The organism is Candidatus Obscuribacterales bacterium (genome assembly GCA_019744775.1).
Classification (GTDB): Bacteria; Cyanobacteriota; Vampirovibrionia; order Obscuribacterales; family Obscuribacteraceae; genus SBAT01.
Genome location: JAIETZ010000012.1, coordinates 1 through 20,064, shown reverse-complemented (window position 1 = coordinate 20,064; position 20,064 = coordinate 1). Strand labels below are relative to the sequence as shown.

General features: G+C 45.6%; 18 protein-coding genes. 8 read left to right on the top strand and 10 right to left on the bottom strand.

Features of this window, described 5'->3' with window-relative positions:
* From rplS to K2Y22_16800, 4 genes are all read right to left on the bottom strand, one after another.
* Complete coding sequence (gene rplS, locus K2Y22_16815; protein MBX9880123.1) at nt 1–387, bottom strand: 50S ribosomal protein L19; 387 nt, start codon at nt 385–387, stop codon at nt 1–3.
* 147 nt (nt 388–534) lie between these two features.
* A complete protein-coding gene (locus K2Y22_16810) occupies nt 535–1,578 on the bottom strand; it encodes a 2-oxoacid:ferredoxin oxidoreductase subunit beta (GenBank protein MBX9880122.1) in 1,044 nt (347 codons plus the stop codon).
* Nucleotides 1,579–1,608: 30 nt separating this feature from the next.
* Nucleotides 1,609–3,429, bottom strand: coding sequence for a 2-oxoacid:acceptor oxidoreductase subunit alpha (locus tag K2Y22_16805; protein MBX9880121.1), 1,821 nt, complete (start codon nt 3,427–3,429; stop codon nt 1,609–1,611).
* A 134-nt stretch (nt 3,430–3,563) separates the two neighbouring features.
* Nucleotides 3,564–4,592: a GNAT family N-acetyltransferase gene (locus K2Y22_16800; protein ID MBX9880120.1), complete on the bottom strand. Its 1,029-nt coding sequence runs from the start codon at nt 4,590–4,592 to the stop codon at nt 3,564–3,566.
* Nucleotides 4,593–4,614: 22 nt separating this feature from the next.
* Between K2Y22_16800 and guaD the strand changes: the two genes are divergently transcribed.
* From guaD to K2Y22_16770, 6 genes are all read left to right on the top strand, one after another.
* Nucleotides 4,615–6,000, top strand: coding sequence for a guanine deaminase (gene guaD / locus K2Y22_16795; protein ID MBX9880119.1), 1,386 nt, complete (start codon nt 4,615–4,617; stop codon nt 5,998–6,000).
* A gap of 15 nt (nt 6,001–6,015) precedes the next feature.
* Nucleotides 6,016–6,564, top strand: a complete 549-nt coding sequence (gene hpt, locus K2Y22_16790) for a hypoxanthine phosphoribosyltransferase (GenBank protein ID MBX9880118.1) — start codon at nt 6,016–6,018, stop codon at nt 6,562–6,564.
* A gap of 69 nt (nt 6,565–6,633) precedes the next feature.
* Nucleotides 6,634–7,338, top strand: coding sequence for a hypothetical protein (locus K2Y22_16785; GenBank protein MBX9880117.1), 705 nt, complete (start codon nt 6,634–6,636; stop codon nt 7,336–7,338).
* Nucleotides 7,339–7,445: 107 nt separating this feature from the next.
* Entirely contained in the window at nt 7,446–8,246 is an 801-nt protein-coding gene (locus K2Y22_16780; protein ID MBX9880116.1) for a hypothetical protein, read from the top strand.
* Between the two features lie 259 nt (nt 8,247–8,505).
* Nucleotides 8,506–9,390, top strand: coding sequence for a VWA domain-containing protein (locus K2Y22_16775; protein ID MBX9880115.1), 885 nt, complete (start codon nt 8,506–8,508; stop codon nt 9,388–9,390).
* 1 nt (nt 9,391) lies between these two features.
* Nucleotides 9,392–10,024: a hypothetical protein gene (locus K2Y22_16770; protein ID MBX9880114.1), complete on the top strand. Its 633-nt coding sequence runs from the start codon at nt 9,392–9,394 to the stop codon at nt 10,022–10,024.
* 3 nt (nt 10,025–10,027) lie between these two features.
* Here the strand turns inward: K2Y22_16770 and K2Y22_16765 are convergent, their stop codons facing one another.
* Nucleotides 10,028–10,723: a VIT1/CCC1 transporter family protein gene (locus K2Y22_16765; GenBank protein MBX9880113.1), complete on the bottom strand. Its 696-nt coding sequence runs from the start codon at nt 10,721–10,723 to the stop codon at nt 10,028–10,030.
* Nucleotides 10,724–10,886: 163 nt separating this feature from the next.
* Between K2Y22_16765 and K2Y22_16760 the strand changes: the two genes are divergently transcribed.
* Nucleotides 10,887–12,389 carry an NCS1 family nucleobase:cation symporter-1 gene (locus K2Y22_16760; GenBank protein MBX9880112.1) on the top strand — a complete coding sequence of 501 codons (1,503 nt, stop codon included), beginning with the start codon at nt 10,887–10,889 and terminating at the stop codon, nt 12,387–12,389.
* A 36-nt stretch (nt 12,390–12,425) separates the two neighbouring features.
* On the opposite strand, the gene K2Y22_16755 is transcribed toward K2Y22_16760, so the two are convergent.
* From K2Y22_16755 to K2Y22_16735, 5 genes are all read right to left on the bottom strand, one after another.
* Complete coding sequence (locus K2Y22_16755; protein MBX9880111.1) at nt 12,426–12,806, bottom strand: hypothetical protein; 381 nt, start codon at nt 12,804–12,806, stop codon at nt 12,426–12,428.
* Nucleotides 12,807–12,890: 84 nt separating this feature from the next.
* Nucleotides 12,891–16,031 (bottom strand): error-prone DNA polymerase, encoded by a 3,141-nt coding sequence (locus tag K2Y22_16750; protein MBX9880110.1) that lies wholly within the window; start codon nt 16,029–16,031, stop codon nt 12,891–12,893.
* The gene (locus K2Y22_16745) at nt 16,024–17,589 is read right to left on the bottom strand and encodes a DNA polymerase Y family protein (protein MBX9880109.1); all 1,566 of its coding nucleotides are present in this window, start codon (nt 17,587–17,589) and stop codon (nt 16,024–16,026) included. The genes K2Y22_16750 and K2Y22_16745 overlap by 8 nt, the downstream gene beginning before the upstream one ends.
* On the bottom strand, nt 17,528–18,328 hold the full coding sequence (locus K2Y22_16740) for a hypothetical protein (GenBank protein ID MBX9880108.1): 801 nt from the start codon (nt 18,326–18,328) through the stop codon (nt 17,528–17,530). Before K2Y22_16740 ends, K2Y22_16745 begins: the two co-directional genes overlap by 62 nt.
* A 2-nt stretch (nt 18,329–18,330) precedes the next feature.
* Nucleotides 18,331–19,464 carry a PDDEXK nuclease domain-containing protein gene (locus K2Y22_16735; GenBank protein MBX9880107.1) on the bottom strand — a complete coding sequence of 378 codons (1,134 nt, stop codon included), beginning with the start codon at nt 19,462–19,464 and terminating at the stop codon, nt 18,331–18,333.
* 345 nt (nt 19,465–19,809) lie between these two features.
* Here K2Y22_16735 and K2Y22_16730 point away from each other — a divergent pair.
* Nucleotides 19,810–20,064: winged helix-turn-helix domain-containing protein (locus K2Y22_16730; GenBank protein MBX9880106.1), on the top strand; the 255-nt coding region annotated here is incomplete at its 3' end.

The following is a 20,064-nucleotide window of genomic DNA, read 5'->3' as shown; positions in this document are numbered from 1 at the left end:
TTAGGCTTCTGCAGCTTGTGGAGCTTCGACTTCACGAGCAACGCCGAGGCGCTCTTTGATACGTGTTGCTTTACCAGTGCGCTTACGCAAGTAGTAGAGCTTAGCGCGGCGAACATGACCACGGCGTTGAACCGTAATCTTTTCTACGCGGGGTGAGTGGACTGGGAATACACGCTCAATGCCAATTCCTTGGAACACACGGCGAACGGTGATTGTCTCACCAGTGCCGGCTCCGCGGTGCTTGATGATGACACCTTCGTAGCCCTGAGTACGTTCTTTGCCGCCCTCTTTGATTTTGACGAATACTTTGACCGTGTCGCCCACGTCGAACTTGGGCAAGTTGGTCTTCAGTACTGGGGCTTCAATTTCTTTTAGTATCTGATTCATATTTCTAGGTCCTACGGGTCCTGGTGCCTTTGTGTATATAAAGCGAATGGGTATTTTAACATGCCAAGGCTAGCGAAGTTATTACCAAAGCGCTACGTAACGGGTTTCCTTAAGGAGCTTATTATAAAATCTTGCTCAGAAAGCGCTCTACATCAAGGAAGCCATAATCTCGATGAGGGCATCTTTGCCCGGACGAAGCTCTGCTTGAGTGAGACTTGCCAAAGGCTTATCCACTGTATGGAGCATCTCGGTCAAAGAGGTCTTCTTCTCGTCAATATATAGAAGGCCGGTCAGGAATTGTTTGTCCTGATTGGCTTTATATATTGTCGTCATGGCTTGGAAACGATCTGTTGGATCGTAGTCCTGATGAAGTTTTTTCAGCACAATGTGCGAACCATCGTGCATTTTTACATCAATTGTTGAGCCCGGCTCATAGTCGGCAGCGATTTGCTCGTAGAAAGGAATATAGCCAATTTCATGCAAAGGCATCTCCGTTTCTTTTGCGCGCTTGTAGCTCTTTGTTGATGATTCGTGGTTATTGAATGTGACGCATGGGCTAATCACATCAAGAATGGCTGTGCCGTTGTGCGACAAGGCAGCTTTGAGGAGCGTGACTAGTTGTTTGGGATCGCCTGCAAAGGAACGGGCAACAAAGCTGCAACCAAGTTCCAGTGCTAAACCGCAAAGATCAATTGGTGGGAATTCGTTTACGTCGCCACCCTTGGACTTCGTGCCGATATCGGCTGTGGCGGAGAATTGTCCTTTGGTTAAACCATATACGCCGTTGTTCTCCACTATGTAGACCAATGGTACGTTGCGACGGACGATATGGCAGAACTGTCCTAGTCCGATTGAGGCTGTGTCTCCATCTCCACTTACTGCCATTAATGTAAGTTCTTTGTTGGCAGCTGAGGCACCCGTTGCAATTGAGGGCATGCGTCCATGTACTGCGTTGAAGCCGTGTGAGCGGCTCAAGAAGTAGGCAGGAGTCTTGCTGGAACAACCAATACCGGAAAGCTTAGCTACTTTATGCGGTTCGAGCGCCAATTCGTAAGCTGCTTTGATTATCTGGCTTGTGATAGCGTCGTGACCGCAACCATCGCAGAGTGTCGAGGGCGAGCCTTTGTAGTCGGCTTGTGTCAGTCCGAGTCTATTTGTTGCTGGGGCTTTTGCTGCTGTTGATTCAACCATTTCGAATTACCTCTAAATCTGTGAAGTGCCTTATCTTTCTTCGGCCATTATGGCGTCAGTGATGAATCTGGCATCAATAGGCAGTCCATCGTAGTGCAACACTGACTTGAGTTTGGTTGCGTATTCAGGCAATTCCATTGTGATCAGTTCACGAAGTTGCGCGTCTCTGTTTTGCTCAACCACATAGATGCGATCGTAGCTTTCCACAAACTTTCGCAAGTCCTCGGTAAACGGAATTGCTTTCAGCCTGAAATAGCTTGTGCTGATGTTTGCTACTTTCAGCTGATCACGACTTTCCATAATTGCCGGGTTGGATGAACCAAAGGCGATTAAGCCTATTTTGGCGTCCTTCTCCGTAATTATTTCCGGCTTCGGAACATATTTACGAGCAGTGTCGTATTTCTTGTTCAACCTGTTCATCAGATTTTCGTAGTCATCCGGACGCTCGGTGTATTGAGCCTTCTCGTTGTGACCACTGCCTCTGGTGAAATAGGCAGCAATAGGGCTATTGGTTCCCGGCAATGTGCGGTATGGAATTCCGTCGCCATCGACGTCCTTGTAGCGGGCAAATTCACCAAGTTTGTTCAATTGTTCAGCGGTAAGCACTTTGCCGCGGTCTAGATCTTTAGTTGGATAAGGGAATGGGTTAGCCATCCAGTTGTTCATGCCGATATCGAGATCGCTTAAGACAAATACCGGCGTTTGGAAGCGCTCGGACAAATCAAAAGCGTCCATAGCCATTTGATAGCATTCTTCCACTGAACCGGGCAGAAGAACGATGTGCTTGGTGTCGCCATGCGAGAGTTGGTAGGCGCTAAACAAATCAGCTTGCGCTGTACGTGTTGGCATACCGGTAGACGGACCGACGCGTTGTACATCGAATATTACTGCTGGGATTTCAGCGAAATAACCGAGTCCGACAAATTCAGACATCAAGGAAATTCCAGGACCTGATGTGGTGGTCATTGAGCGAGTACCTGCCCAACCGGCTCCCAGAGCCATGCCTATTGCTGCGAGTTCATCCTCAGCTTGAATAACGGCAAAAGTTGCTTTGCCGTCTTTATCTTTTCTGTATTGCTCCAAGTACTCTTCCAATGATTCAGCCAAGCTGGAAGATGGCGTAATCGGGTACCAGGTAACAACCGAAACTCCGGCAAACACACAACCGATAGCGGCGGCGGCATTGCCGTCGATGATAATCTTGCCCTTGGTCAAATTCAAGCGCTCAACTACATAAGGGTCAGCTTTCTTGATGTTTTCTTTTGCCCATTCTCTGCCCTTATTAACGGCAGTTACGTTGAGATCAATGGCTTTTTGTTTGCCTTCAAATTGGCGGGCGATTGCTATTTCTACTTCCTTGAAATCGAGATTGATGAGCTCGCCGACAACACCAACGTAAATCATGTTGGTTAAAAGCTTTCTGAGTTTTATTTGGTCAGTGGCTTGAGCAGCCAATTCCGTGAATGGAACTTGGTAGTGGTGAACGTCGGAACGGATGGCGTCTAGCTTTAGTTCAACAGGGCTTACGCAAACGGCACCTGTCGGCAGACTCTTCACGTCTTCAAAAGCTGTCTGCGGGTTCATCGCAACGAGAATATCTACTTCTTTCTTTCTTGCAATATAGCCGTTCTTATTGACGCGAATGGTAAACCAGGTTGGCAGACCGGCGATGTTCGATGGAAACAGGTTCTTGCCGGATACGGGGATGCCCATCTGGAAGATGGAGCGCATCAACACGTTGTTTGAGGATTGGCTGCCTGAGCCGTTAATTGTGGCGACGTGGATAGAAAAGTCGTTTACGATGCGGCTCTTGTCCAATGTTTTTTCACTCTCGGGAGCTAAACTTGTCACGTTTAAATACCTTGGGACGGATTTATAGATTCCATAGTTTAGCAACTGACTTAAGCTAATAAGTCTAAATACAAGATTCAATAAGAATTAAGCACCCACAGAAGTGGGTTATCAAGCCGTGTTGCCAATAGCCTCTAGAAGTGATCCAGCTCCAGAAGCGGGCAAGGTTGCGCATCGAGCCAGTTTTCAACGGCGGGGTTAAGCGGCAAAAGCATCGGTGCTGCCCAATCCCTGTCAACCAGTTGAGCGCACTTTTGTTGACCGGCTGAACCTTCAAAACCGCGAATCTTTATGAGTCCGTTTTTACTGGCGTAGGCAACAACTTGAGACCAAATTTGAGCTTCGTCCCCCACTATTTCCAAAACGCGCAGAGCCTTAGAAGAATTTTCGATGAGCGCATAAGATGTGAATCCATTGGTCGCATTGTCGAGGGTCAAAAGCTGCACGCCAGGCCATTCGCTGGCGGCAAATGTGTGAAAAAACTGTTCTCTGGCAATTTTGTATCGCCAGAAAAGCTCACTTCGCTGACAGCCGAATTGTCGACGAGAAAGGAATCGATTATAGCTACGGGATAGTGAAGGAATATGTTCTTCTTGCAGGGGCGTGACTTGCGCGCCAAAAGTAGAATCAGTTTCAGGAGTGGATTCAAAGTTATAGGATCCAAGTTCGATGAAACCAAGATGTGTATAGAAAACCGGTCCAATATCGCTGTAAAGCAACAGCCCATCCATGTTTTCTTGGCGAGCCAATTCAATAACACGTTGTATAAGTGTGCCGGCAAAACCCTGTTGACGATGTTCTGCCATCGTATATACAGCGCCGATCCCACCTAATTGGAAGTCTTTGCCTTTGTGGGATATACAAATGGAATAAAGCTTTAGGCTGGCAACGATTGTCGAACCTGACCTCAAGAGAAAATAACGTACATGCTTTTTGCCCCAGGGGTGTGTCAATTGGTGCTGCACCAGTTGTATGAACTTGTCGCGACGAAGACCGCCGGACCAGATTGTGCGCGTTTGTCTAACTATTTTCAGAATGTCCTGGTTGTTTGCTTGCTCTAGTTGCAATGTGGTCATGATGAGTGTTTTCAAATCTTCGTGATGGCGATAAAACGAGACTACACTAATTTGCTTGGTTCGTGATGCCCTTGTTACAATGTCCATCTCAATTCTTTTTGGACGACCTGTGACCAAGACCAGTGCCAGGGGTAAAAATGCTTTTCGTGGTAAGAAATTTACCGCGTACTTAGCTCATATCATTAGTCCGAAGAATGCTTCTGCATTGACGAACATTCCACATGGTGCGTTGGTCGTTGATGAAGAAGGAAAAATTGTTGAAGTCGGTGAATGGACCAAACTCAAACGCAACTACGATGGAATGGTGCGCGTGGTTGACTATGGGCAAAAGATAATTACTCCAGGTTTTGTTGATTTGCATTTGCACTTGCCGCAAATTACGCAGACTGCAAGAACTGGTAAGACTTTACTTGGATGGCTCGATAGCTATGTGTTTCCAGCTGAGGCGCGTTTTGCCGACAAGCGTCACGCACGCAAAATTGCTAACTGGTTTTTTGATGAACTAGCTCGTAACGGCACGACCTTAGCCAATGTTTTCACGACAGTCCATAAAGATGCAACTGATATTGCATTTGAGATTGCAGCCGCTAAGGGTCATCGTGTAATCATGGGCAAGGTGCTGATGGACAAGAATTCACCAAAAGCACTTACTGAAGATACTGAGACTTCACTCAAAGAAGCTGAAGAATTATGCAAGCGTTGGCACGGCTACGACAACAATCGCCTCATCTATGCTTTCATTCCGCGTTTTGCCATTACTGCCAGCAAGGAATTACTTTCAGGTTGTGGCAAACTGTGGAAAAAATACAAGGGTACTTATTTACACACTCACCTTGCCGAAACCAAAGACGAATGCGCCTTTGTCAAAAAACAATATCCATCGTCTCGTAGCTATGTAGATGTCTATGCCAACCATAATCTCACCGGCAAAAACAGTATATTTGCTCACTCAATATATTTGGACGATAAAGATCTTAGAGCCTTGAAGGAAAGTCAATCATCACTTGCGCATTGTGCCAGTGCCAATTTCTTTTTGAAGAGCGGATTTTTCCCTTTCAGTCGTATCAAGAAAGCCGGAATTAGATTCGGACTTGGCTCTGATGTTGCCGGCGGTCCGCAAATGTCTTTGTTCTCTGTTATGAAAGATACCGCGTACATGCAGATGGATCTCTGGATATCACCTAGAGAATTATTCTATTTGGGTACATTGGGCGGCGCCAAGGCAGCTAATTTAGACAAAGTTGTCGGCAGCCTCGAAGAAGGCAAAGAAGCGGATTTTGTTGTTATTGATCCGACACGTAGAACAGGTGTACCTAACGATATGTTGGGTCACAACGTAGACGAAATTTTGTCCACGCTTATATACTTAGGCGACGATCGCATGATTGTCTCAACCTTCGTGCGTGGTCGCAAAATTTTCGATGCAGATAAGACAACTTCGACAGACAAGACTTTGCGTAGTACTAAATCAGCCGGCAAATTGAAGCTGGCATAAACAAGGGGGCATATCGTGGGACAAGCCAAAATAGACACACTTTATTCGCAAGAGCAAATTCAAGCTCGAATAAAGGAGCTTGCCGCTGAGATAAGCAAAGACTATCAAGACAAGGAAAAGCCCGTTGTTATAGGCGTTATGAAAGGAGCCATAGTTTTTTTGGCTGATCTCATTCGCCATATCAAGACTCCCGAGCCACTGCAAATTGAGTTCGTCCGTCTATCCAGTTATGGTGCTGCAACTGAAAGCTCCGGCGTTGTGCAGACCCCTTATCTTGAGTTGCCCAATATTTCGCACCGTCATATTCTCGTTGTGGAAGATATCGTTGACTCAGGTCGCACGGCGAAGTTTTTCATGGAGTATCTGCAGGGACAATTTGCGCCTAAGAGTTTAAGACTGGCTGCATTTTTGGATAAGCCATCTCGTCGTGTTGTGCCGGTTGATGTCGATTATGTCGGCTTCAGTATTGATGACTTGTTTGTTGTAGGCTACGGTCTCGATTACGCTGAAAACTACCGTGAGCTGCCTTTCTTGGGCATCATGAAGAACGGCGCAGAGAGCTAGGCTTCAAACTTTTCCATTTGTTTGATTTGATGAAGTGTCCTATAAACCCTTAGGATTCTGAACCAGTGCGTGGCACAATTGAATAGAGATTCTACTTTGCCTGGAGGCAAGCTAATGGTTATTTGGCAATTCCGGTTTTTTCTTTCGGCGGCTGCTTTAGTTGCAGTCTTGGGTTGTGCCCAATTTGCTCTAGCTGACGAAGCTGCTCCTCCAGCAACTGCCGAGTCGACAACTGACAGCAACAAAATGCTGAAAGGCGGAGTGCGGGGAGCCGTGCTCATCATGGAAGACGGCTTGCAGAAAATGGGCGAGTCTACTTCAGAAATTCAAAAATCAACTCAGATGATGATGACGGAAGTGACACGCAAGCAGACACAAACAATTCGTTCACCCAATGTACTGCCGGGTGGCGTCGTCATTCAACCTTTTCCTGGTCCATCAGGCACGATTCAATTTGGTGATCTGCCGCCACGTAAAAAGAAAATGGATTATTTAATGAGTCAATTAGAGTATCACTTTAAACTTCTATCTAATGAAGTTGATGCTTTAATGATCCCTGAAGAGAAGTTTCCTTCAATTGCTAATGAATGGAATCAGATAGTTGCACTTAAAAAAGAAATTGGCGACAACTTCGACCAATTGCGCGGATTAACCGCAGGCAAATCCTACGATAACGGCAAAATAGGCAAGCAGGCGCTGTTAATCTACGACAAGACCAACGCCATGGACAGGCTGCGCCGGCAGGTCATCAGGACCGTGGCGACCAACAATTAATCTAAAACGGGGCGGGATTTACGTAGCCTTGCGGTTTTCCCCACTGTTGCGGTGGGGCGTGGCAACCTATGATGAGCCAGAAGGCACCCCAAGGAAACCCCCTGACCATGGACATTAAACTAAAACTCGCTGAAGAGCTCATTGAACATAACCCTGCATTAGCAAAAGCAGGAGCCAAAATGCTTGAAGAATCCGGCATTCTGGGTGGCGCCTTGAAGTTGGTTACGAAAGAAGCTGAGAAGCTTGCCGGTAACGTCGAGGTTAGAAAGGTTCTTTCGACAATTACTCATATCTTTGAAAATGAGATTCCTTTTGAGTCTCACTTTGTAAAAGGGAATTTTGCTAAGTCTATAACTGTTTGTCCGCGAAAGTTTTACACGATTGAGAATCCGAGCGGTATAACTCAACTCAAGAATCTAAGTTCCGGCGGTAGTGGTATGGGAATGGAAGTCTTAAAGCATAAAGCTGCGCCACATGCCCTTGTGGAACAGTATCCGCATTTGGCTGAAAAAGGTGTTCCCAATTGGTTTGAAGGCAGTGATGATTGGCTGTATTACCAAGCCAACAAGAATTTCCCAACAAAGGTAGTGTTGAATGATGCAGGCAAGTTGCATGCAATTGAGTACCAGGATGAAGTGATGGCAATTGCTGGTCCGTTCAAGGGACTCACTGGAAAACGATTTGAAATTAGTGAGTTGACTGACGGCACTAAGATGTCGAAAATGCATTTTCTCGGTGGACGCCATCTCAATGGGCATCATGATGAATATGAATATCTATCCGGCACGTCGAAAATTCAGTGTCGTGATTTTGCCGGTGCGGGCAAGAGACTAGATGTCAATGAGAAAATCCCTGAAGACATTCAAGGATTTGAGCACTGGGTCGCTCGCGATTATTGGAAGTTCTAGATATACATAAAAGCTGGGGCTATGCCGCGCCGGCTTGGACGGCGCAGCAATGACTCCCAGCAGGACCCGAGACTTGAAAGCTTGGCATGCCTCTCCCCGACGTTTGGCAAGTTGTGCTTTAGTTGTCTGAGTTCTACTTACTAATACGTTTTAAAAGCCAAAAAGTTCAATTTGCGAGATTAAATCGTAGGTCCACCATAGGCCAGCCTTGACTTCGCCAACATAATGTTCAAATCAAATTCCTCTGTGGAATCGGGCTATGACCGAATTCAAATTTGGCGACAAAACAACAGTAGTACGTATTAACATGCCGGAGAATGAGGCTTTTGCTCGCGCTGTTCTTGAGGAAACCTATCGCAATTACACTGGACAATCAGGACGGGTAGTAACTGGCGAGCAGTTAACTAGAGATCCAAAAGCAGTCGGTACGCCTAAGTTAATTGAAGTTATTGCCGACACATCAGGTTCAATGAATTCAGACTTGAATGGCGAAAATAAAATAGACATCGCCAAATTGTTGCTATTGAATGCTGCTAATCGCATTCTTGATTTGCCGGTTGCGGCAAGAACAGCAATCATGTTTCGTATTTTAGGTAACACGAGTCATCTGACGCCGCATTGTCGTGAAACAGAATTGATTCTTGGGCCCGGACGACTGAAGGATATTGAGCAGTACAAAGCCTATGTAGACAAAGTCCTTTCATTGAAGGCCGGTGGTCCAACGCCGCTGACATGGACTCTAATGGAAGCTGACCATGATTTATTCATGCGTTATGGCGCCTACAAATGCACTCGCGACATTATTTTAGTTAGCGATGGAGCAGAGACCTCATGCATGAATCATCCTGAGCAACCAGCTCAAGTAATGCGTCAGAAGGGGGTAGATATTCACGTTACTGCAATCGGTCTTCGAAACGATCAGGAAGGGACTACTCAATTAAGTGGTGTCGCGAGTCCCGGCAAATTCAACGATACAGAGATGCTAGCCGAAGCGACTAAAGGAGCTCCATATGTCGGACCCAATCCAGCAAGCGAGTTTGTCAAAGGAAAATATGTATTCCCATCTCCGGGACAGAAGTATGGTGAGTTGAAAGCGACGACGAGTCTTGACGGCAAAGTGCTGTTGCCGAAAAGGGGGAACTAGCATGTCTGATGAAACTGACAAGTTCATGTTCAAGGTCGAGTCTTCAGGTATTGAGAATGCGGAATTAGTTGCCCAAGCATATCAACCTAGTTCGAAGAGGCTTAACGGTACCATCACTAAGACTGATCATGTGGGCATGCAAGGTCAAGCGCAATTGGATACTTCAAAGTCAGGCAAATATTTCGAAGGACAAAAGGCCTATGTATTTCTTTTGGATGCTGACGGAAACGGTTTCCCCGATCAAATGACTGGACCATATTCCCTCATATACACATTGCCGGAGTCAACTCAAGCTGGACCTGTTCATTCCAGAGTTGGATTTATGAATCCTGCTGCTACTCTTGCAGAAGGTAAGAGTGAGACTGCGCCTAAAGATGAGCATCGCGTCAAGAAATTTCACTTCGAGGGCACCATTACAATTCCAAATGTGAAAGTAACTCAAGGCTCCTTGGCTGGAGAGACATTTACAGTGCAGTTCGATGAACCCAATTTTGAATTTCCATTTATTGAAGAAGGTCCGTCAGACACCAGACTTCATAAGGTTACGGAGCAATGGGTGCCCGCCAGAATTGTTCCGAAGGAAAAGTCTCCCATCGATCCAATGAGCGATGGTTATCTATTTGTCGACGAGTAAGTCTTAGGAGATTGCTCGCGCAATTCCAAATGCTGCTGCTGCCGCAATGCCGCCAGTGAAGACAGTTTGCAGGGCGCTGCGCAATGGCTTTGTGCCGGTGAAGCGTCCTTTGACGAAGCCGAAAATGAACAATGCTACAAGGGTAAAACAAGCAGAGATAATCAAGGCTGTTTGCGAGTTGGAAATTAGCATATAAGGCAATAGCGGAATGAGTCCGCCGGCAATATAGGCTCCGGCAATTGTTGCAGCGCTATTTCTTGCTCTAGCTGGCTCTGGTTTTTCAATACCTAACTCGAAGCGCATCATGAAGTTGACCCAGTCTTTAGGGCGTGTTTGAAAAGCGGCAATAATGGGGGCTATTTGTTCTTCTGTAAGCCCGTATTCGCGGAAAATCTCTCTGACTTCGTGTCTTTCAGCCTCAGGCTTTTCTACGACTTCGCGTTGTTCGCGTTTGAGTTCGCTCTCGTAGTGCTCGGCATCGCTTTTGGCTGCTAGATAACCACCTAGACCCATCGCTATCGAGCCAGCGGCAATTTCAGCCATACCGGCAGTCACAATAATCCCTGTTGTGGCAATGGCACCTGTTAGACCTGCCGCCAGAGCAAAAGGGACTGTTAGACCGTCTGCCATGCCGATGACGATATCTCGGACAGTCTGACTGGCTGTAAAGTGACGCTCTATGTGGTGGGTTTGTGGCACGATTTACCCCTTATTCAGCTGAGGTTATAGCACGGCGAAAGCCCCAATAAAATGCCCATGGCAACGCAATATAAGAGGCATATCAAGAAGAACATCTTGGAAATCGGCTAGAATCGCCAAATTGAACAAATTGGAGGGCGGGCTAATTATGCAAGGGGGTTCTGTGATAAGTAAGGCAGCCGATACAAGTGCTGATGTGAAGTCTCATTCAGATGGCCGCATTGAGCTTCTCAATCCAGAGACTTTGCACGCGAGCGCTCTCTACAATGAAGACTTAGCACCAGTTCCGGTAGCGAAGCGCAACTGGACGACATACAACTATGCCGCTCTCTGGATTGGCATGTGTGCAAGTATTCCAGCTTATATGTTGGCCTCAGGTCTTATTGCTTCGGGCATGAATTGGTGGCAAGCAATTCTCACTATTTCATTAGGCAACGTTATTGTTCTTATCCCCATTCTTCTTAACTCGCATCCAGGTACCAAGTACGGCATTCCATTTCCAGTCTTTGCACGTGCAAGTTATGGAACCATAGGTTCAAACTTACCGGCCTTGATGCGTGCTGTTGTTGCTTGCGGTTGGTTCGGCATTCAAGCCTGGATCGGCGGACAAGCCCTCGACACATTTTTTGCAGCAGTAATTCCCGGCTGGCATACAATGCTTGGTGGACCAGTCGGTGGTCACACGCCAACAGAATGGATCTCTTTTGGACTTTTTTGGGCAGCCAATATCTACATCATTTTCTGCGGCATGGATTTGTTGAAGAAAGTGGAAGGTGTTGCAGCTCCGTTTGTATTGGTTATGACTCTAGCTTTGCTGGGTTGGGCGATAACGGAAGCTCACGGCTTTGGTTATTTGATGACGGAGAAAAGCAAGTTCAATTCATTGGCTGAATTTTTGCCGGTGTTTATTCCATCAGTCACAGCAATGATCGGTTATTGGGCGACATTGTCTTTAAACATGCCTGATTTCACTCGCTTTGGTCGCAGTCAGAAAGAGCAAATTATCGGTCAGGTTGTAGCATTGCCTACGACAATGACTTTATTTGCTGCTATGGGTGTAATTATCACCTCAGCGGCTGTGGTCATTTATCCACACATGAAGATGTCTGAGCTTTGGGATCCGGTCAAATTGATTGGTCAATTCGATCAACCGTTCGTTATTGCCATTGCAATGTTCACAGTATTCGTGGCTACACTTTCCGTGAACATCGCAGCTAATGTTGTATCTCCGGCAAATGACTTTGCCAACGCATTTCCAAAGTACATATCTTTCCGCATAGGTGGACTGATTACAGGTATTGCCGGCATCTTGATGCAACCGTGGCGACTAGTGGCTGATCCGTCAGGCTATATCTTCACCTGGTTGCTTGGCTATTCAGGTGGTTTGGGTTCGATTGCCGGTGTAATGATTTCAGACTATTGGCTGGTTCACAAAAAACAATTGATACTCAAAGATCTCTATCAAACGAAAGGCGTCTACAGATTTGCCAATGGTTGGAATTGGCGCGCAGTTGTTGCAACCCTTGCTGGTTGTGCGTTAGCTTGGGTTGGACTTATTGTCCCTGCTTTGAAGCCGCTTTATGACTATGCCTGGTTTGTCGGCTTCTTTGTTTCATCGGCAGTCTATGTTGTGTTAGTAAAAATTGTGCCAGCAAAGAAGGCGTAGAGTTACTACGTCAGTAATTATGTGAGCGAGCGGCTGCTATTGGCGCATGGAACTTGATGGCAGACCTAGGAAGTCGCGGCCGACACGTGAGTCTACATGCAAGCCGGTCTCATCTATCGTAACGTCAGTTTGGGAAAGACAACCGGATGTTCTGCAATTGGCCGGATCATAACACTCCCAGGCTCCGTGGAAGTTCGAGTAAATCGAACCGTTGGGTGCGCGGAATTCAGTTACGTGGTGATCGTGGTCTTGTTGCAGGATCTTGAATGATCCTGGTTGCCCGCAATACTTAAATTCGATGATTTGACCAGCTATGTCATAGGCCATTTGGTCGCCGGATGCATTTGTATTAGTGCGGGAAAGTGTCAGCTGCTCTCTTGGCTGACCCTCTCCTTCACCTTCTTCGTAATTCGACATAGGAGAGCTCCTTATTTTGGCTCCTATTTTTGTTATATCGGATCTCGTATGGCTTGGGTGGTTTTTGTTCAACAGTTAATATTCTTACTGGAAATCCCTAGAAGGTATTAGCGGATTGCCCTGAAGTTGTGGGAGTTCTTCTATATGATCGGCAATGACATTGGCTACTCCTTCATGTAATTGCAGTTTGCCGGTTATAGCAAGAAAACTGTAGTTCAAAATGACTTTGCGGTACTTATCGAAGATAAAGGGTCGAATGACGACATTAGCCGTGCCTGTTTCGTCTTCCAGAGTAATGAAGACAAAGCCTTTGGCCGTGCCTGGGCGCTGGCGGCAAATGACACCTCCGGCAACTGTGATGACATCACCGTCTTGACCTTTTACAACATCCAGGCAAGAGTAGATTTGTCTCTCCTTTGCCCATGAACGATAGAAGGTCATAGGATGTTTGCTTGTGGAAAGACCCAGAGTGGCATAATCGGCAGACATTGTTTCCAGCTCGGTCATCTCCGGAATTAAGAGTTGGATATGATCAGGATCTTTAGGTGGCAGAAGTTTTTTTAGAGGCTCGTTTCTTTGTTGTTTCTTCGATAATGCAAGTACAGACCAAAGTGCCTGACGGCGTCCGTTGTGCAAAGTCTCAAACGCGCCTGCTTTAGCTAAAAGTGTCAGTGCCTTGGGTCCAAGACCACTTCTTCGGCAAACGTCTTCTGTAGATGTAAAAGGACCACCCGTTTGCCAGGCATCTTTCAAAAACTTTTCGGCTTTGGAACCTAGTCCTTTGACATATCGAAGGCCGACGCGTAGGGACAATTGTTCCAGCGTGCAGTCCCATTGGCTGTGGGCTAGATCAGGAGGAAGTACTGTGATTCCATGGCGTTGAGCATCGCGAATGAGAGTGGCTGGACTGTAGAAACCCATTGGTTGAGCGTTAAGTATGGCGCAATAGAATTCTGGCGCATAATATTTTTTGAGATAGGCAGATGCGTAGACCAAAAGCGAAAAAGAAGCGGCATGGCTTTCCGGAAAACCGTAATTGGCAAATGCTTTTAGCTGGTGAGTAATTGTTTCAATAGCTTCTTCAGAAAAGCCGTTTGCCTGCATGCCGGCCGACAAGTCCGCACAAATCTTGGCCATTTTTTCGTGCGATCTTTTATGACTCATAACAATGCGTAGTTGATCTGCCTGCATTGGCGTAAAGCCGGCTGCAACTACAGCTAAGCGCATGCCTTGTTCTTGAAATAAGGGTACGCCTAGGGTGCGTTTTAAAATTGGTTCAAGCGATGGATGGAGATAACTTACTTCCTCTTCGCCGCGCCGGCGCCTTACATAAGGGTGAACGATATTGCCTTGAATAGGTCCGGGACGCACTAGAGCAATGGAGACAATGATGTCGTAGAAATGTGTTGGGTGAAGCCTCGGCAGAATATTCATTTGCGCGCGGGATTCAAGTTGAAAGACACCTATCGTATCGGCTTGCTGAAGCATCTTGTAAATATTTGGATCGCTCATATTTAAGTGCGCTAAATCAAGATCATAATTGCGATGTTGTTTGACAAGCTTTACGGCTTCTTGAATCATCGTCAGCATGCCCAGACCAAGCAAATCAATTTTGATCATGCCTGTTAGTTCTAAGTCGTCCTTGTCCCATTGAATGACGGTTCTGCCTTCCATGGAAGCCGGCTCAATTGGCACAAGTGAGCCAAGTGGCTCGGCAGCAAGGACAAAACCGCCGACGTGGATAGATCTATGACGAGGCAAATGGTCTAATCCGGCGACGACTTTGAGAAGCAATTTCACTCGTCTGTCATCAGGATCAAGTCCGGCTTCGCGTGCGCCGCCTGCAGCCAGTCCTTGAGCTGCGTCAAGCGCTTCTCGATAATGGGACTGTTTGGCTAATTTGTCGGCTTGTTCAGGAGCAAAGCCTAATACGCGCGCGGCGTCCCGCACAGCAGATTTTCCTCGATAGGTGGCAATTTCGCAGACCATAGCTGCATGTTCGCGTCCGTATCTTTCGTAGACATATTGAATTACCTTTTCTCTTTCTTGATGGGCAATGTCTAGATCAATATCAGGTGGTCCTTCGCGCCCTTCTGAAAGAAAGCGTTCAAAGAGAAGTTCCATACCAATTGGGTCAACTGCAGTAATTGAAAGGCAATAGCAAACGGCTGAATTAGCTGCCGAGCCACGCCCCTGCACGGCAATTCCTTTAGATTGAGCAAAGCGAACTATATCCCACATGATCAAAAAATAGGGAGCCAATTGCAAACGTTTGATAACAGCCAATTCGTGATTGATTTGATCTATGTGCTTGTCTTTGAGGTGCGGATAACGATGTGTGGCTCCTTCCCAGACTAATTTGCTGAGGAATTGATCGTGGGTTGTGCCGTGAGCCACTGGAAATGGTGGCAATGCAGGTTTTAAGGCGCCCAGGCGAAAAGCGCAGCGCTCGGCAATGCGTACGCTATTTTTGATGCCGGTTAGATCATGCCGCCAGAGACGAGCCATGGCTTCCGGTGATTTCAAATACCAATTGCCGTTTGGGCGCAGGCGCCTGCCGGCTGTTTCAAGAGTCACTTCATGTCTTAAACAAGTAAGCACATCATGAATGATTCTTCCGCCGGGACTTGCGTAGTGTGCATTGTTGGTTGTTACCCAGGGGATTTTTAGACTTTTGGATAGTTCTAAAAGTTGCCTGTTTAAAAGTGCTTCTTGTCTTAGTTCGTGATCCCAAAGTTCCAAGTAAAAGCTATCTGGGAAAATATCGCGCAATTTATTGGCTTGCTCATAAGCAATATTGGAATCTCCTTTAGCAAAAGCCGAAGGAATGCATCCTTTTGGACAACCGGACAGGGCTATTAGTCCCTTCGAATTATTTGCCAATGCCTCGTAACTAATTTTGGGACTGCCTCTGGGTCCTTTTAAACGTGCATTGCTCAATAATTGGCAGAGATGTTTGTAGCCGTCTATGTTTTCGGCTAATACAGTCAGATGCGAGTCATCTTCTAAAGTGAGTTCTGATCCAATAATTGCTTCAAGAGAGAGTTCTTTAGCTGCGTGAGCAAAACGAGGAATGCCGCCTAATTCATCATGGTCAGTAAGTGCCAGAGCTTTTAAGCCGATGTTTTTAGCGCGGGATACAAGATCTTCCGGGTTGGAGGCACCATCAAGCAAAGAAAATGCTGAATGACAATGTAATTCGGCATATTCTATTTTGTTAGTCATAATAGCCTTCCATGTACCAACTACTTTTGCCTTGATTTATGTGCTCGGTTAATAACATCAAGGAAACACCGGCTTCTTTGTATTGTTGCGGCTCAGCTTCAGCCATGTAATAGGATTTATAGACGGCCTTTTCCCACCAGAGTCCTGATAAACGATCAGGGATGGTTATCTGATTGATGCGATACCATTGCCCCTGATAGGCAATAGCGCCTGGCAATAAGCCATTGAGTTTTACCAACACAGGAATTGGTTCTTTGTGTTGTTTTAAAACTAGATTTGCCGCATTGCCTTTGCTGTTGTTGTAGACCTTCAGGTAATTATTGCTCAGTGGCAAAACAGGATGTTGTTCATCAAGAACCGGTACCCAGACTCCTGCGTGCTCAGGTATGTATTGATCGTTTGCCAAAGGCTTTACGACGGCATTTTCGCCCAGACGGGTATTGAAGCGTTGCAGCATAAGAAGCAGTGCGGGTGAGATATCATCCTTGTTGTTGTCATCTGCTATTTCGTCAAATTCTTGCTGTTCCCAAAGAGCGTTAGTAAAGCGGCTTACGGCAAGTGTAATTCCTGTGTATTCGCGCATGAGAGGTTTTGCTTCCAGGGATAGTTTTAAAACTTCCAGAAGGAATTTGTTATTACCCGAGGGACGCAGTAGCTTAACAGGGCGCTCATCGAATTTGTCATTGTCGTTATAGAAGGCGATAGTCAACTCTTCGACCGCAAGATCTTCTTTCTTTAATTGAATAAGCAGCCTGTCGATCATGGATTTGAGGATAAATAGAGTCTCGTTAAGAGCTTCCATTGGGGCGCCAAGTTCAACTGAACATTCGAAATGTTTTTCTTGCGGGGGAAGATGTGGTTTGCGCTTGTCTATGCCTTGAGAAAGATTTATGGCAAATAAAGCTTCTAAGCCAAAGCGTTCGATAAGTTCAGGCACAGGAATTGCCAATAATTGGGACATTGTCTTAATGCCAAGATCCGAAAGAGCCTCTTTCATATCGAAACTAATTGGTAAATGCCAGATGGAAAGTGGGGCTAAAACATTTCTGTCTTGCCCTTTTTGCACCACGTGCCAGCGTTTGTTTTTCAAACGAGAAGCAACCTCAGCTGCAAAAGCACTGTCGGCGACTCCTACGTGGGCATTTACAAAACCAGCTTTGCCGGCAGCTTTAAGAAGATTGCGGCAGAAAGTAGTTTCGCCGCCCAAATGGCTTAGTCCGGAGGCATCCAGTAAAAATGTGCCTAATTGGTCTGCTGAGACTTTAGGTGAGCACAAGACAAATTCTTGAATGAGTTTCTTTTGCGCTTCTTGATAAAGTTGAGATTCGTATTTGCGAAAGACTAATGTGGAACATACTGCCTTGGCTTCCGATAAACGCATGCCGGCAATAATGTTTTTCTGACTGGCTTTGTCAGAGCACATGAAAATCTTTGATCGACCATTGCCTTCCGCGTTGTTGTCGAGGATGACAAAGGCAGTATTTTTCAAATCCGGTTCATGCTTTTGGTGTACGGCGATCTGGAATTGAGGGATGCGTAAACAAGCAATTCTGGACATATTGACCGCCCTCCTCGTACGGGGTAATTGCCAAACTCTTGGACATGCCGTCTTTAGAAACCAATAAATCTGCTGCCGGCAAAATTGCTGTTATGCCGGACAGACCTTTTTGATTTAGGGTTTTGTTTTGAGAAGTAACTTTCTGCCAGGCAAAAGAAAAGCGAGCATGGCAACCCCAACTATTGCTTTGGGCAAAGCTATTTATGTCTTTGAGGATTAACAGGGCTGTTCGTGATTTATCGAGTGCTCTTTGTAAGCGAGCATGATGGCGGCTTTGATTGTGTGCCGTAGTTTTATCTGTTGCTAAATCAAGTATCACTACATCAAAGGCATGTGAACGAATAAGTTGTTCGGCTGCCCATACGGCATCTTGTGTTTTGTTGTTTAGACGAACAGCCCAAAAGCGACCTTTATAAGGATCTTGATTGAGATAAGCCCAATCACTGGCAAGTAATCTGCTTTCAATATCAATGTAGGCAACATTGAATCCGGCAGAACACCAATTGCTTATAAGATTGCGTAGAAAAGTTGTTTTTCCTGAAGACGTTGTGCCGAGCCATTCTGTAATACGCTGGCGGCTGAGTCCATTTATAAGTCCATGATCTATTTCCGGAAGTCCAGTTGAGATAAGCTTTTGTTTTCCGTGCCGTTCATCTAAGTTATTGCCGGAAATCCACTTACCTGGAAAAAGATGTTCAAGGTGTTGTTTTAGTACAGTGACTTCATTGCGAATATTCATGGTTATTGTCTTTCTAGATTGTTTGATGTACGTTCCAATTCAAGAGCAAGTTCCTTTTCTGTAGGTAGATAAAGCATGTATTTTGAGGCAAACAATTGCTTGCTTTCTTTTAGTACTGAATATTTGGCAATGGTCTCATTTTTCTTAGCACAGAGAATCAAGCCAATGGTTGGATTATCGCTTTTGAGTTGGTACAAATCCTTGTACATGCGAATATAACTGTCCATTTGCCCAATATCTTGGTGTGTAAGTTTGCCCATTTTGAGATCGACCAAAATAAAGCATTTAAGGAGATAGTTGTAAAAAACAAGGTCAACATAAAAGTCCTCATCTTCAAAACGTAATCGTTGTTGTCTAGCAACAAAGGCAAATCCTTTGCCAAGTTCCAGCAAAAACGATTGCAAATTATCAATTATTGCTTGCTCAAATTCTGATTCATGTAGTGGAGTAACGTCAGGTAAATTGAGAAATTCAAGGACAGTGGGTGATTTTAGTATGTCCTCAGGTAATAATACTTGTCTCTTAGTATCGCGTTGAGCTTGTAACATGCTCTTCTTGTCTTTAGTGACAAGCAAGCGCTCGTAGTAAAACGAATGGATTTGCCTCTCTAACTCTCGGACGCTCCAACTACAAGTTGCTGATTCTTCTTCATAAAACTGTCTTGCCTTATCCTTTTCGATACGCATTAATGCTCGATAATGAGACCATGTAAGATTGGGGCGAAAACCCATGAAAAAGCTACCCGTTGGGTAGCTTTTTTGTTTTTGGTTTAATTGGCTACACGGTGTGTAGCTAATCTCAGGAGTCCTATTACTATAAACAAGGTAAAATTGCCGAAAATTTTTCAGGTTTGGTATGGAATATCCTTGCCCGTAGCGATTAGTTAGCTGTTTAGCTAAATCTTCAATAGTTGCTTCCCCATATTTCGCTTTGGTTTTGCCGGCTTGCAATTCCTGCACAATTTCACGACCAATTAACCAGTAGGCAACAACCATATTGTTGTTTACTGCATGTACTACATTGGTTTTTGCCTGTTCAAGAATAGAGACAACTCGCTCAAACAAGTGCCCTTTCCTGGGTTGTATAAGCTCAGAAGATTTGTTTTTTTTACGTATTGCAGGCGGTTTTCTTTTCATTTTCCTCTATAACACCTGCTTTTTATCTTGAGTGTGCTTTAAAGATTGTCCACACACCGAGTGGACAATCTCACCAAATTCATACACAGCTGCCGCTGCGTAACCTGGAATCCAGGTTACGACAAGTTGGGGATCTTGGTGGCAGCAGTGTCAGATTGAGCCTGGAAGTGTCCAGGGCGGATTGGAATATAGGGTGGGGCTATGTCAATCTGATGAAATCAGAATACCATACGCAGGTATGTGTGTCAACGACAAAAATGGTTGCAGGCGTACCCTTTTGGGGTATAATAGTCCCTTAGAAGGGTACGTAAGTACCTGAATGGGGTACGAAAAGAGCTGGAAATCATGTACAAAGCACTATTTGGCAGCGATGTTGCCGAACAATGCCTTCTCTACATAGGTAATTATGGTGAAGGCTACATCAATGGAATAGCTAACACATTTGACCTATCCAAAGGGCAAGTACAACGTCAACTGGAAAAATTGGAAAGTGGTGGCATTCTTGTCAGTCAGTTTTCCGGCAATACCAAACTCTTTCGTATCAATCCAAGACTGGCAATAAAAAATGAATTGACTGCACTCATTGAAAAAATGCTTGCT